Annotated in this window: 20 protein-coding genes; 14 read left to right on the top strand and 6 right to left on the bottom strand. The window is 43.4% G+C overall.

The window, feature by feature from the left end:
- The first annotated feature begins 23 nt into the window (after positions 1-23).
- From aroE to FTU72_RS02895, 4 genes are all read left to right on the top strand, one after another.
- Positions 24-812 carry a shikimate dehydrogenase gene (aroE, locus tag FTU72_RS02910; protein WP_180052396.1) on the top strand — a complete coding sequence of 263 codons (789 nt, stop codon included), beginning with the start codon at positions 24-26 and terminating at the stop codon, positions 810-812.
- A gap of 386 nt (positions 813-1,198) precedes the next feature.
- Positions 1,199-3,022 carry an acyl-CoA dehydrogenase C-terminal domain-containing protein gene (locus FTU72_RS02905; RefSeq protein ID WP_166135889.1) on the top strand — a complete coding sequence of 608 codons (1,824 nt, stop codon included), beginning with the start codon at positions 1,199-1,201 and terminating at the stop codon, positions 3,020-3,022.
- Positions 3,023-3,381: 359 nt separating this feature from the next.
- Positions 3,382-3,591 carry a cold-shock protein gene (locus tag FTU72_RS02900; protein WP_004786992.1) on the top strand — a complete coding sequence of 70 codons (210 nt, stop codon included), beginning with the start codon at positions 3,382-3,384 and terminating at the stop codon, positions 3,589-3,591.
- Positions 3,592-3,969: 378 nt separating this feature from the next.
- Positions 3,970-4,254, top strand: a complete 285-nt coding sequence (locus FTU72_RS02895) for a hypothetical protein (protein ID WP_159122646.1) — start codon at positions 3,970-3,972, stop codon at positions 4,252-4,254.
- Between the two features lie 104 nt (positions 4,255-4,358).
- On the opposite strand, the gene hemW is transcribed toward FTU72_RS02895, so the two are convergent.
- Positions 4,359-5,513 carry a radical SAM family heme chaperone HemW gene (gene hemW, locus FTU72_RS02890; RefSeq protein ID WP_180003274.1) on the bottom strand — a complete coding sequence of 385 codons (1,155 nt, stop codon included), beginning with the start codon at positions 5,511-5,513 and terminating at the stop codon, positions 4,359-4,361.
- Between the two features lie 126 nt (positions 5,514-5,639).
- Here hemW and FTU72_RS02885 point away from each other — a divergent pair, with 126 nt between their 5' ends.
- Both FTU72_RS02885 and FTU72_RS02880 read left to right on the top strand, forming a co-directional pair.
- Complete coding sequence (locus FTU72_RS02885; RefSeq protein WP_004786999.1) at positions 5,640-6,098, top strand: DMT family transporter; 459 nt, start codon at positions 5,640-5,642, stop codon at positions 6,096-6,098.
- Between the two features lie 40 nt (positions 6,099-6,138).
- Positions 6,139-7,497 carry an MATE family efflux transporter gene (locus FTU72_RS02880; protein ID WP_180003265.1) on the top strand — a complete coding sequence of 453 codons (1,359 nt, stop codon included), beginning with the start codon at positions 6,139-6,141 and terminating at the stop codon, positions 7,495-7,497.
- 31 nt (positions 7,498-7,528) lie between these two features.
- Here the strand turns inward: FTU72_RS02880 and FTU72_RS02875 are convergent, their stop codons facing one another.
- A complete protein-coding gene (locus tag FTU72_RS02875; protein ID WP_034701512.1) occupies positions 7,529-7,735 on the bottom strand; it encodes a DUF1737 domain-containing protein in 207 nt (68 codons plus the stop codon).
- 288 nt (positions 7,736-8,023) lie between these two features.
- Here FTU72_RS02875 and FTU72_RS02870 point away from each other — a divergent pair, with 288 nt between their 5' ends.
- Together FTU72_RS02870 and FTU72_RS02865 are read left to right on the top strand one after the other, a co-directional pair.
- Entirely contained in the window at positions 8,024-9,322 is a 1,299-nt protein-coding gene (locus FTU72_RS02870; RefSeq protein ID WP_004787005.1) for an AarF/ABC1/UbiB kinase family protein, read from the top strand.
- A 97-nt stretch (positions 9,323-9,419) separates the two neighbouring features.
- A complete protein-coding gene (locus FTU72_RS02865; RefSeq protein WP_179992140.1) occupies positions 9,420-9,671 on the top strand; it encodes a type B 50S ribosomal protein L31 in 252 nt (83 codons plus the stop codon).
- Positions 9,672-9,747: 76 nt separating this feature from the next.
- Here the strand turns inward: FTU72_RS02865 and crcB are convergent, their stop codons facing one another.
- The gene (gene crcB, locus FTU72_RS02860) at positions 9,748-10,128 is read right to left on the bottom strand and encodes a fluoride efflux transporter CrcB (RefSeq protein WP_180052397.1); all 381 of its coding nucleotides are present in this window, start codon (positions 10,126-10,128) and stop codon (positions 9,748-9,750) included.
- A gap of 165 nt (positions 10,129-10,293) precedes the next feature.
- Here crcB and FTU72_RS02855 point away from each other — a divergent pair, with 165 nt between their 5' ends.
- Positions 10,294-10,626 carry a HopJ type III effector protein gene (locus FTU72_RS02855; RefSeq protein WP_179992142.1) on the top strand — a complete coding sequence of 111 codons (333 nt, stop codon included), beginning with the start codon at positions 10,294-10,296 and terminating at the stop codon, positions 10,624-10,626.
- 223 nt (positions 10,627-10,849) lie between these two features.
- Here FTU72_RS02855 and FTU72_RS02850 read toward each other — a convergent pair whose 3' ends face one another.
- The gene (locus tag FTU72_RS02850; protein WP_004787012.1) at positions 10,850-11,413 is read right to left on the bottom strand and encodes a hypothetical protein; all 564 of its coding nucleotides are present in this window, start codon (positions 11,411-11,413) and stop codon (positions 10,850-10,852) included.
- A gap of 180 nt (positions 11,414-11,593) precedes the next feature.
- Between FTU72_RS02850 and FTU72_RS02845 the strand changes: the two genes are divergently transcribed.
- Positions 11,594-12,220, top strand: a complete 627-nt coding sequence (locus FTU72_RS02845) for a class I SAM-dependent methyltransferase (protein ID WP_179992143.1) — start codon at positions 11,594-11,596, stop codon at positions 12,218-12,220.
- Here the strand turns inward: FTU72_RS02845 and FTU72_RS02840 are convergent.
- Together FTU72_RS02840 and FTU72_RS02835 are read right to left on the bottom strand one after the other, a co-directional pair.
- On the bottom strand, positions 12,217-12,801 hold the full coding sequence (locus FTU72_RS02840; protein ID WP_179992144.1) for a hypothetical protein: 585 nt from the start codon (positions 12,799-12,801) through the stop codon (positions 12,217-12,219). The genes FTU72_RS02845 and FTU72_RS02840 overlap by 4 nt on opposite strands.
- A 26-nt stretch (positions 12,802-12,827) precedes the next feature.
- Entirely contained in the window at positions 12,828-13,295 is a 468-nt protein-coding gene (locus tag FTU72_RS02835) for a Holliday junction resolvase-like protein (protein WP_004787020.1), read from the bottom strand.
- 123 nt (positions 13,296-13,418) lie between these two features.
- Here FTU72_RS02835 and FTU72_RS02830 point away from each other — a divergent pair, with 123 nt between their 5' ends.
- The 4 genes from FTU72_RS02830 to yccS all read left to right on the top strand — a co-directional run bounded on the left by FTU72_RS02830 (position 13,419) and on the right by yccS (position 18,305).
- Complete coding sequence (locus FTU72_RS02830; RefSeq protein WP_179992145.1) at positions 13,419-14,063, top strand: ParA family protein; 645 nt, start codon at positions 13,419-13,421, stop codon at positions 14,061-14,063.
- A gap of 132 nt (positions 14,064-14,195) precedes the next feature.
- Positions 14,196-15,344, top strand: coding sequence for an AI-2E family transporter (locus FTU72_RS02825; protein WP_179992146.1), 1,149 nt, complete (start codon positions 14,196-14,198; stop codon positions 15,342-15,344).
- A 110-nt stretch (positions 15,345-15,454) separates the two neighbouring features.
- A complete protein-coding gene (gene sodC, locus FTU72_RS02820) occupies positions 15,455-15,997 on the top strand; it encodes a superoxide dismutase family protein (RefSeq protein ID WP_180034259.1) in 543 nt (180 codons plus the stop codon).
- Between the two features lie 205 nt (positions 15,998-16,202).
- Positions 16,203-18,305, top strand: a complete 2,103-nt coding sequence (yccS, locus tag FTU72_RS02815; protein ID WP_257220235.1) for a YccS family putative transporter — start codon at positions 16,203-16,205, stop codon at positions 18,303-18,305.
- The last annotated feature ends 56 nt before the right edge of the window (positions 18,306-18,361 follow it).

Genomic DNA, 18,361 nt, shown 5'->3' with positions numbered 1-18,361 from the left:
TTTCCGCACATGGACATGGTGAAATGAGCAAGCAATTTGCCGTTATTGGCAACCCCATCGAACAATCACGCTCTCCTGAACTGCATCAGGCTTTCGCTGCCAAAACCGGGGTCGATCTGACCTATATCAAACGCCTTGCCCCACTGGATGGTTTCACCGCCAATATTCAGGAATTTTTTGCTCAGGGCGGTCTTGGCATGAATGTGACTGTGCCCTTCAAAGAACAGGCCTTTGCCCAGTGCCAGGTCCTTACCAAACGCGCCAAAATCGCCAAAGCCGTTAATACCCTATGGATGAAAGATGGTCTCCTGCATGGCGACAATACTGACGGACAAGGCTTAGTCGAGGCTATTCGTGCTCTTGACTGGACTCTGGAAAATACCGATATCCTGATTATTGGTGCTGGTGGCGCGACCCGCGGCGTGATCTATCCATTGGTACAGGCCGGTGTGAAGAAGATTGTTATTGCTAACCGTACTTTGTCACGTGCAGAACAACTGGTTGCCGATCTAAAAGACGCTGTGCCTCAAGCGGAGTTACAAGCCATTGCCTTAACTGATTTAGCCGGTGAGTTTGATATTGTAATTAATGCGACTTCTGCCAGTCTTAGTGGTGATGCGCTGGTACTACCTGAAGCCCTACAGTTTAAACATGCCTATGAAATGGCCTATGGCAAACCGTCCACTTTTCTGGATCAAGCTCAAGCTCGTGGCGTCCCTACCTCTGAAGGTTTCGGCATGCTAGTCGGTCAGGCCATTGAATCTTTTTATATCTGGAACGGAGTAAAACCTGAGTTGAAAGATTTTCTTTAATTCTGAATATTTTTGAGATGAACGGGTTAGCCATTAATCCGTTCGCTCTTTTCCTTTCATTAAAAATAATAAAATTAAATTGGATTTAATGACATGATTTATCCAATGATTAGACCCTAACATTCGTGTACAATTCATACAAAAATACCCCTAGACAATCTCCCTAAATGTTGATTAAAGTCCAGACAGATAAGCATTTTTAAATAGAAGTGCCTTATTTAAAGATGGAGAGTTCCGTTATTTAATCTTTAAACTTGTCTGATCTTCTCGATTCGCTTTTCTGACATTTTTATTTGTTGTCTTTATCAATGTTTTTTTATCCCCAATGTGAATAATCATAGAATCGATACAGATAATCCAAAACTATTTTAATCAGGATTAAACGCATGCCAGCATATAAAGCTCCTTTACGTGATATTCGCTTCTTAATGAATGAAGTGCTTGATTACCCTGCACATTACCAAAAACTGTCAAATGGCGAATATGCCGATGCAGATACGGTAGACATGATTCTAGAAGGTGCGGCAGATTTCTGTGAAAATGTACTTTCTCCACTGAACCAGACCGGCGATGCAGAAGGCTGTCATTTTGAAAATGGCGAAGTACGCACACCTAAAGGCTTCAAGGAAGCTTATGATCAGTTCGTGCAAGGTGGCTGGCAAGGTCTGTCTTATCCTGAAGAATTTGGCGGTCAAAACCTGCCGATGTCTTTAAACCTGATCAAATCCGAAATGATGGGTACAGCAAACTGGTCTTTCCAGATGTATCCAGGTTTGAGCGTGGGCTGTATCAATACCATCATCCAGTATGGTACTGACGAGCAGAAAAACACCTATCTACCGCATTTGGTTGCAGGTACCTGGTCAGGAACCATGTGTCTGACTGAGCCACAATGTGGTACCGACCTGGGTCAGGTAAAAACTAAAGCAGAACCGCAAGCTGATGGTACTTATGCGATTTCTGGCACTAAAATCTTCATTTCTGCGGGTGAACACGATTTAACTGAAAATATCGTGCACATCGTTTTGGCACGTCTTCCAGATGCGCCACAAGGCACTAAAGGCATTTCCCTGTTCATCGTACCGAAATTTATTGCCACTGAAGATGGCGGTATTGGTGAACGCAATGCGGTGAACTGTGGTTCGATTGAACACAAAATGGGGATCCGTGCCTCTGCAACAGCGGTACTAAACTTTGACAATGCAGTAGGTTATTTAATTGGCGAGCCAAACAAAGGCTTGCATGCCATGTTTACCTTCATGAATACCGCGCGTATTGGTACCGCAATCCAAGGTATCTGTCATGCAGAACTATCGTTCCAGGGTGCATTGCCATATGCCAAAGAACGTATGTCGATGCGTGCCCTGTCTGGTAAAAAAGATCCAGAAAAAGTGGCGGATGCGATTATCCACCATGCTGATGTACGCCGTATGCTGTTGACCCAGAAAGCGATTGCTGAAGGTGGTCGTGCCATGATCTATCATGCTGCACAAATCGCAGATAACATGAATGATGCTCTGCTGCGTGGTGATACTGCTGAATTTGAACAGCAGGATGATCACTTAGGTTTCTATACCCCTATTCTGAAAGGCTTCCTGACTGAAATGGGTTATGAAGCAGCGAACCACGGTATGCAAGTATTTGGTGGTCATGGTTACATCAAAGAATGGGGCATGGAGCAAATCGTTCGTGATTCACGTATCTCTACCCTGTACGAAGGAACGACTGGCGTTCAGGCGCTTGACCTGATTGGTCGTAAAGTTCTGCTGACCTCTAAAGGTAAAGTGATCCGTGATTATACCGCTGAAATTCTGAAATTCTGTGGTCAGCATGCACGTAATAAATACATGCGCCGTTTTGCCTGGGACCTGACCAAGCTATGTGCACAGTGGAATGCACTCACTGTACGCATCATGCTGGCAGCACGTAAAGACCGTGACATCGTATCCTCTGCTTCTGTGGACTTCCTGATGTTCTCGGGTTATGTGATGATGGCTTACTTCTGGGCACAACAAGCTGCGGTGGCTTCAGCGAAACTGGTTGCTGGTGATGGTGCAGAAGTTCCAGAGTTCTATAAAGCGAAGATCAAAACTGCTGATTTCTACTTTGAGCGTTTATTGCCGCGTGCCCAAGGCCATGCTGAAGCGATGGTGAATCCATCAAAAACCATGACTTCACTGGCAGCAGAACACTTCAGCTTTGATTACTAAGTCAAAAGTTTAGGTTTTAGCTTTAAAAAGAGCGCTACGGCGCTCTTTTTCATATGTCAAAATGATGAGTTGATACAAAGAAAAATCTGCTGTGTACACAAACTACACAAATTTATATCTATAATTTTCAGACGTCTATTAAATAATCCATATAATTTACTTGAATATCTATAAATACAGGGTATGATGGCGATAACTAGAAAAATTCTTGTTTTGGTTAGTCTTCTTTTAAGTATCGCAGTTTTAGTCATAAACCTTCGTTTTAAAGATCAATAAGCTCCATCCTTTTTATTTTTCAAAGTTACAGCTAGTCATCTGAAATTTTGACTATAAATCCATAAGATTCAATAGGTTATATTATGTCTAACACAGTTACCGGTACAGTAAAGTGGTTCAACGAAACTAAAGGTTTTGGCTTCATTCAACAAGACAATGGTCCAGACGTTTTCGCTCACTTCAGCGAAATCCAAGGTTCAGGTTTCAAAACTTTAGCTGAAGGCCAAAAGGTTTCTTTCAGCGTAGCTCAAGGCCAAAAAGGTCCTACAGCGACTAACATCACTGCAATCTAATATTGCAAAGATGAAAAAAAGCACTCATTAGAGTGCTTTTTTTGTACCTTAAATTGGCTAATTTTAGTTTCTAGATCAATTAATTAAATTTTAAAGATAATTAAAAATATTCGCTTTTCATTCATCATCTTGTCCTAAATTTCTTCATCTAAATTTATTCAGGTTAAAACATGAAGAAACTGAGAAGAATTTTGATGATTTTAAAATCAAAAATTGCCCATAAAAATATAGAAGTTTTAATAAAAATTGTTATTTATTAATTACTTATATACGAAATTGAAAGAAATTCTGAAATTTACAAAAGTCTTGTCTACGGCTCCATTTTCCCTACATCACTGACTCCTATGATGAACTCATTGAATAAATATGAGTATGATCATGAAAAAATTAGTTTCTTCTTTAATGATTGGCTTGATCGCAACAACAGCTACCATGTCAGTAATGGCAGCTCCTGGACCGGATCATCGTCATCCAACGCCAGCAGCGCATCATTTTGATAAGAAACCAATGCCGCATAAAGGGGGTTTCCATAAAGCACCTCCTAAAGCGCATTTTAACCAGCATGATCGTCATGATAAGTTTGGCAAGAAAGACCATAAAGGCTTCTTCAACAAAAATCATCACAATGGCCCGCATCACAAGTTGCCACCTAAGTATCGTTAATCCGAATGGCTTAAATGCATAGTGGAGAGAGAAGAAAAAGCCCGATGTAACTCATCGGGCTTTTTCTTTTTAAACTGGATTAATTATTCGGATAGATTAGGCAATTAAAGAAACTCTTCCAGCACAGAGTTTAAAAAGATGTGACCTTGCTCAGTACATGCCAGACGTTCTGCATCTTCTACCATTAATTGACGTTGGCGCAATGAAGTCAGCAATTCATCCAGTGTATCCAGACTATAACCTGTTCGTTCAAGATAAAGCTTCGCTTCCACACCCTCATTTAAACGTAAGGCATTCATCATAAATTCAAACGGCATATCTGCCGCTTCGATGCGCTTAAACTGCAAATGTTCTGCTGGCACTTTGGCTAAATAGTCTTTGGGCAAACGGGTTTTCTGGAAACGGTAAACACCATCCGGTTGAGTCACTTTGCCATGCGCCCCTGCTCCAATGGCCAGATAATCACCAAATTGCCAGTAATTCAGGTTATGTGCCGATGGTAATTCTTCACGCCAGGCAGAGACTTCATAATTGATAAAGCCATTGGCTTTTAAATAAGCCTCGCCCTGTTCCTGAATCTCTTCCAGTACTTCATCGACCGGTAAAATCGGCTGAGTACGGAAAAACACAGTATTCGGCTCAATAGTTAACTGATACCAGGAAATATGCGTAGCACCATTCTCGACTGCCAGTTTCAGGTCATTGAGTGCCTGCTCTAGTGTCTGTTCAGGTAAGCCATGCATCAAATCCACATTAATCCGTTGAAAACCAGCATCACGCGCCAGGCCAATCGCCGAGATCGCATCTTCATTGCTATGGATTCGGCCCAGCTTTTTCAGATGCTCGGTATTAAAACTTTGCACGCCAATAGAAAGACGATTAATACCAGCTGCTAAATAGCCAGCAAATGGATCATGCTCCACCGTACCTGGATTGGCTTCCAGTGTGATTTCACAATTCTCTTCAAAAGGAATCAGTGCTTTCAGTTCGGTAAACAGCCACTGATAACCTGCAGCAGAGATCAGTGATGGCGTTCCCCCACCGATAAATACACTATGAATCGAACGGCCTTGGGCAAAATCAACCTGAGTTTTAAAGTCCTCTACCAGCGCATGCAGATATTCCCGCTCCAGCTCGAGAGACAATTCCCCATCAGGCACGGCATGCGAGTTAAAGTCACAATACGGACATTTACGTACGCACCACGGCATATGGATATACAGGGATAAGGGAATAAGTGCAGGATTCAATTCAGCCAAAGAACTACTCAAAAACAACTACAAGATCTAGCGTAATTTTAACATGACTCGGCAACAACACTGCTAAAATTAAAATCGCCATCACCTAATGCTTAAAAATTTAAATAGAATTAGATAGTTAAAATTATGAAAATATCCTCCCAGCTCCTTATTTTATTGCCTTTGGTCTTTGCAATCGGGGTCTTGCTGACCTTACAGACGGCTATTAATACCCAATTAAAAGAATATTTATATTCTCCTATTCAAGCTGCATTTTTTTCCTTTTTGATTGGTACAATAGTACTTGCCGGCATCGTGCTGTTTCAGTCACATCCCAAACCAGGCTTACAGGAGCTGATGGCAATTCCCTGGTATCTCTGGTTAGGTGGATTTTTAGGTGTTTATGCGATCAGCATGAGCATTTATGCTGCACCTAAAATGGGCTTCCTGACACTGACCGGAATGATTATTTTTGGTCAGATGGTGATGTCCATGATCGTCGATCAGTTTGGTCTGCTGGGCAATGAAAAAATGCCGGTGAACTGGCAACGTCTTTTAGGTGGCGTGGTGATTTTTATTGGTGTGCTTCTCACTTTACAACGCTAAACCTTATCTCTAAGCACATGATCACTAATGAGTAATTTTTGTGTCGAATGTTTTGACAGCCACAACCCGTCGTTATGAATTAAAACAGCTGTTCCATCTGATGTTGCCCATTCTGGTCACACAATTCTCCCAGGCAGGTTTGGGCCTGATTGATACCATTATGGCCGGGCGTCTCTCACCAACTGATCTGGCAGCGATTGCGGTTGGTGTCGGCCTTTGGATTCCAGTCATGCTACTCTTCAGTGGCATCATGATCGCCACCACGCCTCTAGTCGCTGAAGCTAAAGGTGCACGTACACCTGAGAAAATTGCCACAATTGCGCGACAATCATTATGGGTCGCATTCATCCTTGGGGTGATTGCGGGTCTGGTTTTACAAGTTTTGCCCCTCTCTTTACCTTTACTAGGTGTCCCAGAAAGCTTGCAACCTAAGGCTGGTCTGTTCCTACATGCCATCGGCTTTGGTATGCCTGCTGTGACCATGTATGCGGCTTTACGTGGTTATTCTGAAGCCATTGGTTATCCACGTCCGGTCACTGCTATTAGCCTCATGGCGCTACTGCTTTTGGTTCCATTAAACTTCATTTTTATGTATGGAGTTGGCCCTATTCCGGCACTAGGCAGTGCCGGTTGTGGTTTTGCCACAGCAATTCTGCAATGGTTAATGTTACTCAGCTTGGCGCTGTATATTTTTAAAAATCGGGTTTATCAAAGTAGTCAGCCATTTAGTCACTGGGAAAAGCTGAACGGATATTGGCTGAAACGGATTTTAAAGCTGGGCTTTCCGATCGGACTGGCAATTTTCTTTGAAGTGAGTATTTTTAGTACCGCAGCGATAGTCTTGAGCCCATTGGGTGAAACCATTGTGGCCGCTCACCAGATTGCTATTTCTGTTACCTCACAGCTGTTCATGATTCCGATGTCTCTCGCCATTGCACTAACCATTCGGGTGGGAACTTATTATGGTGAACAGAACTGGGATGCCATGCGTAGAGTGCAAGGCTTAGGTCTGATGACCGCGACGATTTTGGCTCTGCTGATCATGTTATTACTCTGGGTGTTCCGTAGTGAAATCGTAGCGCTCTATACCTCTGATCCTATGGTGACCCAGATTGCGCTTTATCTGGTGCTCTTTGCAGTGGCCTATCAGCTGATGGATGCCTGGCAGATCAGTGCTGCAGGTTGCTTACGCGGTATGCAAGATACCAAAGGCCCAATGTGGATCACCATGATTGCCTATTGGGTGATTGCCTTCCCGGTGGGGGTTTATTTGTCCCGGTTTGGAGATATGGGGGCGGCAGGTGTCTGGGTCGGACTGATTGTTGGTCTCAGTGTGGCTTGTGTCCTGTTGCTGGCACGGCTTTATGGCAATAACAAACGTTTAAGCCAGCGTGCCTAATCCTCTTATTATTTAAAAAAGATGCATTGAATTACTGATTTAATGCATCTTTCAATCCCTGTGGAATTTCCGACTCATCCGCCACTTCCTTAATCACCACTTGCCCGACAATGACATCTGTTCCATTAAAGGTCATGGTCGGTGCACCATAAAGTTCATAGCCTTCATTGAGTGCCTTGGTCACACGGGCACAAAAATTCACATCATCTTTACCAGTAAAATATCGATAGACTTTCATTGAAATTTCTTGATCTTGAGATGCGATTATTTTAAGACTTTCATCATGGAAAGGCACTTAAAAATCATGCTTTGCTCTCTCCAGAATAATTAAATAATTGATTTAAAAACTGCCGTACATACGCCGAGTTGGTTTAAAAATTGCATAAATCAAATGAACAATATCAAGCAAATATGAATACTTTGAGAAGCTTTGCAACATAACATCTACAATTAAATATAGGCAATTTATAGTTTGTCACCTATGATCAAATACACCCATAAAAATGGTGATTTTGAGGAATCTCGCATGGCAAAAACGGCTCGAACGCCTGGTCGCCGCTTTATGAAATTGGCTGGAATGACCGCAAGTATTGCAAGTAAAACCCTATCCAATTCGATTAAAAATTTAACTGCGGATGAAGAGCAGAAAAATGCTGCACGCAGTAAATTATTTCAGGATATTGGAGTACAGATTGCTGATACCTTGGGGGAAATGAAAGGTGCGGTGATGAAAGTCGGCCAGATTGCCTCGCAATATAAAGATATTTTCCCGCCTGAAGTTGCTCGAGCCATTTCCAAATTGCAGCGTCAGGCTCCACCGATGCCATTTAAAGAGATTCAGTCTCAGGTCGAAAAAGAATTGGGCAAATCTTTGCAGGACCTATTCCAGCAGTTTGATGAGCAGCCTTTTGCCGCAGCCTCGATCGGACAGGTGCATAAAGCGACACTACCCGATGGCCAGCAGGTTGTGGTCAAGGTGCAATATCCGGGAGTGGAAGAAGCCTGTGAAAGTGACCTGAAACAGGTTCGTCTCGCCTTGCGTTTGATGGGTGTACTGAAAATTGACCGCAAATTGCAGGATCAGCTATTCAAGGAAATCCAGCATAGCTTGGACAATGAACTCAATTATGAAATTGAAGCTCAGAATCTGGAAGTGGCGCGCGCTTTTCATGAATCGCTCGATCATCAAATTGTGATTCCGAAAGTATTTAGTGAATATTCTTCCCGCCATATTCTGACCCTAAGCCTGGAACAGGGTGAAAGTATGGAAACGGCCAGCCAATGGCCACTAGAAACCCGTAATGCCTTAGGCCGCCGTTTATTCCGTGCGATTGGTCAGGAAATTTTCTATCTGAAACGTTTCCACTGTGATCCGCACCCAGGGAACTTTGCCTTCCGTGAAGATGGCTCGGTGATTATTTACGATTACGGCGGTGTTAAAACCCTTTCTACCGAGATCATTACTCATTTCAAAGAGTTGATCCATGCAGCTCGTGACAAGGATATTTCGACCATTGAACAGCAACTGGATGCCCTGCATACCCTGACAGAAACCGGAAAATTCCCGGCCGATCTGTATGAACAATGGCTAGAAGTACTGATGCGTCCTTTAACTACCAATTATGATTTTGCTGAAAACTCAGCACATCATGATGGAATGGAATTGCTCAAACCTTCTCTGAAATATTGGGATGTATTCAAACCTTCGCCAGATACCCTGATGGTAAACCGTACTATTTCCGGACAATACTGGAACCTGATTCATTTGAAAGTACATGATGATTTGAGTGATGTATTTGAGGAAATTGTGCCAAGTCGCAGTTAGGTTACAGTAATAAGCTTACAAGCTGTAACCCTACTTCACTTGAAATATCAAATGTTACATTATAACATTACTCTTAAATTACAAGAGGAATATTACGATGCGTCCAGACATTCATCCCGAATATCGAGAAGTTTTATTTCATGACACCAATGCTGATGCCTACTTCGTGATTGGCAGCACCATGACTTCTAGCCAGACCAAGGAATATAAAGGTAAGACTTATCCTTATGTCACCTTGGATATTTCGAGTGCTTCACATCCGTTCTATACCGGTGAGCAACGTCAAACCAGTAATGAAGGTCGCGTAGCGAGCTTTAACAAACGTTTTGCCCGTTTTAAACGTGGTTAAACTTAAAACCTCCGATTTTTCTCTCAATTTAAATCGTGGTTTATGTCAGGAAATTACCTCCAATTTCCTGACTTTTTTATGCCTGCGCCAAAGCCAGCTGAGTGAAATAAAAGCCCACACCCAGCATAAATACTCCGACAATCACACTAGAGATCACATAACTGAGGGCAATCGTGACTGCACCCTGCTTAAGCAGCTGAAAGGTTTCTAGTCCAAAACTGGAAAAAGTCGTAAAGCCGCCCAAGATGCCTACCATCAAAAATAGCCGTGCTTCAGTTTGCAGGAAACTATATTTCTGGCTAAAGGCAAAGAAAATTCCGGCACACAGACAGCCTATAATATTGATCCACCAAGTCGGCCACGGAAATAGCATCTGTGGCTTGGCAATCAACATTCCTGTTCCATAACGCAGTGTTGCCCCGATTGCCCCGCCCATTGCCACCAAAAGCCAGTTCATGTCTACTCCGTCTTTATTCGATCTTAAACCTTTTCTCAGCCACCATGTGGGACGAGAATAATGAATAACATCATGCACCTAAAATTGCAGAATGAACATGGACCTTTGCCAAAAAATTGGTATATTCGACGCCATTCAAATTGATTTAAGTTAGAGGGAATTCACATGGCTCAGGAATTACTGGCTCAATTGGCTGCGGGCGAAGCTAAATTTGCAGATGTGATTGCATATATCGATGCGCACTATGCTCATACACCTACTGCTTTTAAAAATGGCCAACAGGCTAATGCTGCCACTGAAAACCAAGGCAGTGCCAAAGTATTTTCATTTGCCAAACTGAATGGTTTGGATCAGGCACAAACCTTGAGCCTGTTTGCAGAACACTATGCGGCTGTGCTGGCCACACCAGAAGCAACGGATCACCAGAATATCCGCCAGTTCATGCAAAATGGCTGGGATGGCATTGCCTTTGAAAGTGAAGCACTGGTTGCCAAATAAGCATGTCTTTAAAATAAAAAACCGCCTATTTCTGGCGGTTTTTTATATCAAAATAACAGAACAAAATGACATTCATATTTAAGATTAAAATTATTTTTTGGAAGAAGTAGTTCACTTTAAAAATGAAAAACTATAAGGCTAAAAATAAATTAAATATCAATAAAGCCTGGTCACCCTGAAGCACTCCAAGCGACCCTTTCAGAAAGCCATAAGTTTTCCAGTTTTAACCTTTACCCACTTTCTCAATCCACTTGATTGAGCTGACCCGAAACACTTCACAAGCGCCATCACCGGTATCGGTTGGAGTTAAAGAGGATTTCCAGACGAGGTCTTTATCACGTACTTCCACCAGTTCCCCTTGCAAACGCACCAGGTCACCCCGTTTTACCTGTTTAATTGCTTTGGCAATTTGTGGATTGGCAGGGATGATGTGCATATTGGATACCATCTGTTTAGCCTGTTCAATAGGCACTGGCACGCGATCCATTTTCCAGTTCAGGTAACGGTTATACTGGTTGACTGTAATGTGCCGGGCAATTTCAGGTTGTGCAAACAGCCCCCAACTCACCGCATAATCGATCGGAGAGAACTTGGCCTGCTCATCGTCGGTATAAATTTTTGATCCCAGAATGCGGAAATCACCTTTAAACGGCTGCAAGACTGAAATAGATTGGTCTTTAGCCATCGGTGGCAGTCCTTTGGCAACATTATGGTCTACAGAAGTGTGACCATAAAGCGGTAGTAAAAGACTGGCCGCCAAAGCATAGTATCGAAGATGTTTGAACATAATTCTGTTTTTATTCCATCAAATCTTTTCAAGAATATCTTGCTTGATAGTACGATTTTTTTAATGAATAAATAGTTGAAATTAGTAACAAGTTGATCAATTTTGGTGAGCGGAGGGCTTTAGCTAATCTGATTATTTTCGGTTAATCTAAGCCTGTCTAAAAATAATTTGAATGCGACCATGCTGTATAAATTCTATCAACAACATATTTTTCCGCATCTGCTAAATCAGGTCATGCAGACCCCATCCCTGATGGATTTACGCCGCGAATTATTATTGCCTATTACAGGTGAAGTCCTGGAAATTGGCTTCGGTACAGGATTAAATCTGCCTTTTTATCAGGCCGTCGATAAAGTCTATGCGCTGGAACCTAACCCGGACATTTTTAAACTGGCTCAGCAGCGTATCAGTCAAAGCCCTTTTGCGGTCGAACAGATTCAGGCCCGTGCAGAAGCCCTGCCTTTTGCAGAGAATAGTCTGGAAAATATCGTATCAACCTGGACCTTATGCAGTATTCCAGATCTGCACCAAAGTCTGCATGAAATTTACCGGGTTCTGAAGCCAGGCGGCCATTTTCATCTGGTTGAGCATGTGTTAAACCGAGAGCATCTCAACATTCAGCGCTTACAGCATTTACTCACCCCGATTCAGAAGAAAGTGGCAGATGGCTGTCATCTTAACCGGGATATTGAAACCGCTCTTTTAGAGGCCGGGTTTGAACTGGATGAAGTTCATTATATCGATGCCGAAGGTATTCCAAAGATTGGTCAGCGTATGCTGCTGGCACGAGTACATAAACCGCTTTAATCCAGCACTTTTAAATCAGTTATTCTGAACAGACGGCATTGGGCTGATCTTGGATTGCCTTTTCCAACCTGAAATTCTTGCTGGCTGGTCGCTGATTTGACCTGTACCCAGTCACCTTGCAGCCAGATCCGCTGATCTGCTTTTAAACGGCGAACCTTATTGGCAACAGCTTCGCTGGCGGCAATCACACTCAGGTTCAGCAAATGAGGTTGAATGTTCGCAGGATTGGCCTGTGCGTCTGTAGCGGTCATATTCAAACAACGCCTGTCCTGCTCAAGCTTGAATGGTTTAAATACAGCACTGGATACTTCCGGTACTGCCAGTAACAGATCAATATTACTGACATAGGCCAGATCATTAAAACTTCCCACCACCGGACTGGCTGGATGAATGGTACGGCGCTCAGGCCCATAATACTGTTTAGCCAGTACGCGATATTCAGCCTGATGCGGCTCAATCGATTCTACCTGAAAATTTTTGAGTACCCCGGCCTGCTCCAGATTCGGGATCGCCCGAAAGTATTCCGACCAGATCCATAGTCCAAGCGCAAACAGTGCTGCGGCAATAATCAGTTTATCCATAGTGTAGCGTTGAAGCTTGCTGTCCTTCAGTCTTCAAAATCAATCCGGATGGTCTCAAAACGTACCCGCCCTTCCTGAATGGCTTGAGCAATTGCCATCTGGCCTTTGGTCAGACGTGCACCACCACTTTTAATATCAATCAAAACCACTTCAATATCTTCTGCCAGTCCTTCACCATCACGAAAATCGGTATAACCATCAAAGACTACATAATCCACCGGATCGCCTAAAAATTTGGCATCACTAGGTAGATATTGAAACTCTGGCATGATCGGTGCCAACTGCTCGGCCATTTTGCCTTTGAGTACCGCGCGACTGGTATTTACACTGCGTTTTTGTGCAGCGACTAAAGCTTGCTGATGTTCCAGCTCCAGCTCGGCAATATATTGTTCATATTCTGCTTTAATTCGACCATTTCGCGTCTGGCCCAGAATCAGGGTAGTTAAAACCACTCCAATACAGGCACCAATCAGCATAGCCATTCCAATGGACATTCAATCTTCCTAATCTGCTTTATTTTGCTGCCTACCTTCGACTGAAGTTGAAAAGGTCTGCCATCCAGTAAGCCTGCAAAGAATGATATGCTAGGCGGGAGCAGAATTAAATCATCCCGGGTCATGAAAACTATTTTAATTGCAAATCAGAAAGGTGGCTGTGGTAAAACCATTACTGCGATTAGCCTGACAGCTGCCCTGGCACAAAAGGGTTATAAAGTTGCTCTGGCCGATGCGGACAGCCAGAAATCGACCTTGCAATGGTTGAAACATCGCCCAAAAGATGCCGCACCGATTCAGAGTCTGGACTGGCGAAATGCCAAATCGATTGGGGATGCGCCTAAAAATCTGGAATATCTGATTATCGATGCACCCGGAGCGCTGACTGAAGATCATGCCGAACAGCTAATTAGTGAAGCGGATGCCATCATTATCCCGCTGCAGCCTTCTTTTTTTGATATTGATTCTACGCGCCGTTTTCTCAAACATTTGCAGGATATTAAACGTATCCGTAAAGGCAAGGTTGAAATTCTGCTCCTCGCTAACCGCACCAAACCTAATGCAGCCAGTAATCAGGACATTCAGCAATTCTTTAATAAAATTGATCAGCAACCGGTTACCTGGATTTCTGAACGTGCACCCTATAGCCGACTGGCCATGCAAGGCCTGTCTATTTTTGATAAACAGCAGAAGATGTACCGTGAATTACAGGATCAATGGCAACCTTTATTGAATGCCATTATTGACGATCCAAGCCAATGGTTCTAGTTCTGTTATTTTTAGCCTCTTCTTTTTATTCTAAGGAAAATAATCGTACTACTTCCCGCACTATCGTTTTCGATCGCTTTTTTTTCAGTTAATATGCCTGACACGACCTAAAAAAATGAGCTTCTAAATTCAGTGCAACAGTACGCGCCTACACTACAAAAAGTCTTATTATTTGGACTATTTTTCATTCTGATTTTTTTGAGTTTTCACATACTCAAGTATTTCATCATTCCTGTAGTTTGGGCAGCCATTATTGCGTACATGACCTGGCCGCTGTATCAGTCGATCTTAAGAATGAGTGGCAATCGGCCGACACTGAGTGCGACCATTATGATTCTGGGTGTGATTCTGGTATTTGGTTTGCCTTTTATCTTTGCCATTTTTATGCTGCAACACGAAGGCCGGAACCTGTATTTTGAATTGCAGAAACAGGTATTCTCAGGTCATCTCAGCGTTCCAGATTTTATTCGCGGCCTGCCACTTGTAGGTAAGGAAATTACCCGCACCCTGAATGAGATTAATGCCGATCCAAATAGCATTGCACAAACCATTTCAGTCTGGATTCAGGGTCATCTGAATTACGGTAAAGTTGTGCTGAATGAAATCAGTAAAAATGTCTTCAAGCTGTGTTTTGCCGTGCTGTCGTTATTCTTCTTTTATCGTGATGGCCATACCATTCTGAATCAGGTGCGTAAAGCCTTTGAAATGGTAGTCGGTCCACGTATTCATCATTATCTGGCTACAATTTCGGATACTACACGTGCGGTGGTCTATGGCGTAGGTTTAACGGCGATTGCCCAGTCTTTACTGGCAGGTATCAGCTACTTTGTGGCTGGCGTACCGAACCCAATGGTACTGACCATTATCACCTTTATCTTTGCTTTAATTCCTTTTGGCCCTCCTGTTGCTTATGGTGCAGTTTCGCTATGGCTGTTCTCGCAAGGTCAAACCATTGAAGCCGTAGGGGTCATGATCTGGGGTGTCTGTATTGTGAGTACGGCAGATAATGTGATTCGTCCACTGGTCATTTCAGGTGCAACACAAATTCCATTCCTGCTGATCATGTTTGGTGTCTTAGGTGGCATTGCCAGTTTCGGTCTGGTCGGTGTCTTTATTGGACCGGTGATTCTGGCCGTACTACTGGCCATCTGGCGTGAATGGCTGCATGAAAGCAACTTGAATGAACTTTTGATGATGCCTAAAGCCACTATGGCGCATGAGGTTGAACCGAAGAAAAAATTCCGTCTGCGCCGCAACAAGACACCGAAATCACAAGACTAACTGGCTTAAACAAATTAAAACATTTAAGTACTGATTTTCTATAGTGCTTTTGGTCTTGCTCTGTTTCAATAGATTCCGAAAAACAGAATAAAGATCAAGGTGTGATAATTATGTCTTCATTGTTTAAACTTACAGCTTTGTGCGCAGTCAGTGCCACACTTTTTACCGGTTGCGCTTCAACCTCCACTTCGACTGAAAATGTTAAAACCGTGACCCTGAATGCTGTCTCTGCACAGGGCGTCGGTGAATCGATTGGTACCGTATTATTGAGTGACAGCCCTGCGGGCCTGGTGATTCGTACTAACCTGAAACAGCTTCCTGCGGGTGAGCGTGGCTTCCATATTCATGAAAATGGTTCATGTGCACCGGGTGAAAAAGATGGCAAACCAGGTGCTGCACTTGCTGCCGGCAGTCACTACAACCCGAATCAGGCACCTCATCATGGCACACCCATGACGGGTCATCTGGGTGACTTACCAGCCCTTAAAGTAAACACTGATGGTACAGCACGTGTGACTCTGCTTGCGCCACGCCTGAAACTGGCAGATGTTCAGGGTCGTGCCATCATGGTCCATGCAGGCGGTGATAACTATTCAGATGAACCGCAGCCATTAGGCGGTGGCGGTGAACGTATTGCATGTGGCGTAATCTGATTTATTACAGATTATTAGCATTCAAAAACGGGCTTCTTGCCCGTTTTTTAGTAGATATTTCTTTTGAAATTGGCGCTTAAATTGCATTCAAAACCAGCAGTCAAATACCACGGATCATATTCTTGTGAATAGCTCAGATTCCATATTGCATCCTCTTCAGCACATACTTAAAAAAGCCCTGTTGCCTTTTCAGTCCAGTGCCTTGATGACTTACTGTTTGCAGATGTTTATTGTGCTTTCAGGAACGACTTTTGGTCTAAAACTTCTCGGCTATGAGACTTTGATTGTTCCGGTTACTTTAGGGGCAATTGCTACTGCCCTGACCGATTTTGATGACCGTTTAAGTTTAAGGCTGCGCAATCTGGGGCTGGTCATGCTGCTGTTTTTTGCAGTCAGTAGCATGCTGGAATTTCTGCACTCCTATAAAGTCTGGTTTGCACTCTGGCTATCACTTTCTAGTGCCGTATTTATCTTAATGGGGGCTTTGGGACAGCGTTATGCCACCATTTCATTTGGCACTGTATTGCTGTCCATTTACACCATGTTTGGCTTGGGAGAATATGCGCACTGGTACGAACAGCCGCTGTATTTTGTAGTTGGTGTACTGTGGTATGGCCTGACTTCTATCCTATTTTATCTGATTCGTCCAACTTTACAGGTTCAGGAAAATCTGTCCATCAACCTACAACAGATGGCCGAACTGCTATCGACCAAAGCCAAATTATTTGATCCCGATAATCAGAATAATGTCGAACCGCTGCTTTATGAACTTTCATTAAAAAATACCCAAGTCATTGAAAGCTTTAACCGCACCAAAGATTCTTTACTGACCCGACTCAAAGCCTCGCGCCCAAATCATAAAACTATTTACTGGCTGAATCTTTATTTTCTGACCCAGGATATCCATGAACAGGCGACTGCCAACTATCTGCATTATGAGCAGATTCATCAGCATTTTAGCCGTACCGATCTGATCTTTCGGATTCAGAAAAATATTCACTTGCAGGCGCTTGCCTGCCAGCAGTTGGCTGCTTGCGTATTGCGTAATGAAACTTATCAGCTTCCTGAACAGCATCAACTGGCACTCAAAGCATTAGAAGCTTCCATGCAGGACTGGATTGCGCAGCACCCCCAGAATATTGAAGTGAAAAACTTACAGCTCATTCTGAGCAATCTGCTGAGTGTGTATGAACAGCTGCAACATTTGCAGGATGGACAAGTCATTTACCGTCCAGATTATCCAAAGCATTTTGATGATTCCAGCCTGTTTGATGATGACCTGCGTGGACCCGCAGATTTCTGGCTGAAATTAAAACCCCATTTGAGACCACAATCAGCGCTGTTTCGCCATGCGGTGCGGATCGCTTTGGTCTTTCTGGTTGGCTATGCCATTTCCCTATTACCCTTTGCCAAAAATGGCTACTGGATATTGCTGACCAGTCTGTTTGTCTGCCAGATCAGTTATTTCGCTACCAAAAGCCGTTTAAAACTGCGGACTTTAGGTACATTGCTCGGCGTCATCCTGGGAATTCCGATCCTGTATTTTGTGCCGAGTATTGAAGGCCAATTGCTGCTCACAGTTATTTTCGGTGTCGGTTTTTTCTATTTGCGCTCCAAGAAATATGCTATGGCCACATTGATGGCAACCTTGGTGGTACTGCTGATTTTTAATCTGAAAGGCGCTGGCTATGCAGTCATTCTGCCGAGAATTATCGATACCCTGATTGGCTGTCTGATCGCCTGGCTGGCGGTCAGCTGCATCTGGCCAGACTGGAATTTCCGTAATATTTCCAGCAACATCAAAAAATCTTCCCAAGCGACGCTGAACTATTTACTGGCTATTCTGGAGCAATATCAGCATGGCAAAAATAACAGCATTGCTTATCGGACAGCACGTCGTTTGGCCCACAATGCCCAGATTGACCTTTCCAATATGATTTCCAGTCTGAGTACCGAACCAAATCCAGATCCGGTGCTGATTCGCAATGCCTTTCGTTATCTAGTTTATAGTCACAGTCAGCTCAGTTATATTTCCGCATTGGGTAGCCATCGTGAACAGGTATCTGATCCGCAAATTCTGCAACTGCTCTCTGCCTGCCAGCAGACTTTAACCTCTGCCCTATCAAATCCTGAAAATGTACCGCAGCAGGACATTCAAGGCCAATTGGCAGAAATCCGGCAACTGAGTCAGCAGGAACATATTTCTACCCACCTGCTGCTGGTGCTTAAACAGATCAGTCTGTTACTGGAAACCTTGCCTGAATTATTGTCTCTAAGACAGCAATTACTAGCTGTTGAAATCAAATAACCAAGCGGAGCACTAGGATATAAGTATTTAAAATAATTAATTTTATCCTATAAATT

Source organism: Acinetobacter sp. YH12137, assembly GCF_013418535.1.
GTDB lineage: Bacteria > Pseudomonadota > Gammaproteobacteria > Pseudomonadales > Moraxellaceae > Acinetobacter.
This window is presented reverse-complemented; position numbering and strand designations above follow the sequence as displayed.

Excerpts from the sequence above, each read along its gene's own strand:
- aroE (WP_180052396.1), top strand. The coding sequence starts at position 24 with ATGAGCAAGCAATTTGCCGTTATTGGCAACCCCATCGAACAATCACGC.
- FTU72_RS02905 (WP_166135889.1), top strand. The coding sequence starts at position 1,199 with ATGCCAGCATATAAAGCTCCTTTACGTGATATTCGCTTCTTAATGAAT.
- FTU72_RS02900 (WP_004786992.1), top strand. The coding sequence starts at position 3,382 with ATGTCTAACACAGTTACCGGTACAGTAAAGTGGTTCAACGAAACTAAA.
- FTU72_RS02895 (WP_159122646.1), top strand. The coding sequence starts at position 3,970 with ATGAAAAAATTAGTTTCTTCTTTAATGATTGGCTTGATCGCAACAACA.
- FTU72_RS02885 (WP_004786999.1), top strand. The coding sequence starts at position 5,640 with ATGAAAATATCCTCCCAGCTCCTTATTTTATTGCCTTTGGTCTTTGCA.
- FTU72_RS02875 (WP_034701512.1), bottom strand. The coding sequence starts at position 7,735 with ATGAAAGTCTATCGATATTTTACTGGTAAAGATGATGTGAATTTTTGT.
- FTU72_RS02870 (WP_004787005.1), top strand. The coding sequence starts at position 8,024 with ATGGCAAAAACGGCTCGAACGCCTGGTCGCCGCTTTATGAAATTGGCT.
- FTU72_RS02865 (WP_179992140.1), top strand. The coding sequence starts at position 9,420 with ATGCGTCCAGACATTCATCCCGAATATCGAGAAGTTTTATTTCATGAC.
- crcB (WP_180052397.1), bottom strand. The coding sequence starts at position 10,128 with ATGAACTGGCTTTTGGTGGCAATGGGCGGGGCAATCGGGGCAACACTG.
- FTU72_RS02855 (WP_179992142.1), top strand. The coding sequence starts at position 10,294 with ATGGCTCAGGAATTACTGGCTCAATTGGCTGCGGGCGAAGCTAAATTT.
- FTU72_RS02850 (WP_004787012.1), bottom strand. The coding sequence starts at position 11,413 with ATGTTCAAACATCTTCGATACTATGCTTTGGCGGCCAGTCTTTTACTA.
- FTU72_RS02845 (WP_179992143.1), top strand. The coding sequence starts at position 11,594 with ATGCTGTATAAATTCTATCAACAACATATTTTTCCGCATCTGCTAAAT.
- FTU72_RS02840 (WP_179992144.1), bottom strand. The coding sequence starts at position 12,801 with ATGGATAAACTGATTATTGCCGCAGCACTGTTTGCGCTTGGACTATGG.
- FTU72_RS02835 (WP_004787020.1), bottom strand. The coding sequence starts at position 13,295 with ATGTCCATTGGAATGGCTATGCTGATTGGTGCCTGTATTGGAGTGGTT.
- FTU72_RS02830 (WP_179992145.1), top strand. The coding sequence starts at position 13,419 with ATGAAAACTATTTTAATTGCAAATCAGAAAGGTGGCTGTGGTAAAACC.
- sodC (WP_180034259.1), top strand. The coding sequence starts at position 15,455 with ATGTCTTCATTGTTTAAACTTACAGCTTTGTGCGCAGTCAGTGCCACA.
- yccS (WP_257220235.1), top strand. The coding sequence starts at position 16,203 with ATGACTTACTGTTTGCAGATGTTTATTGTGCTTTCAGGAACGACTTTT.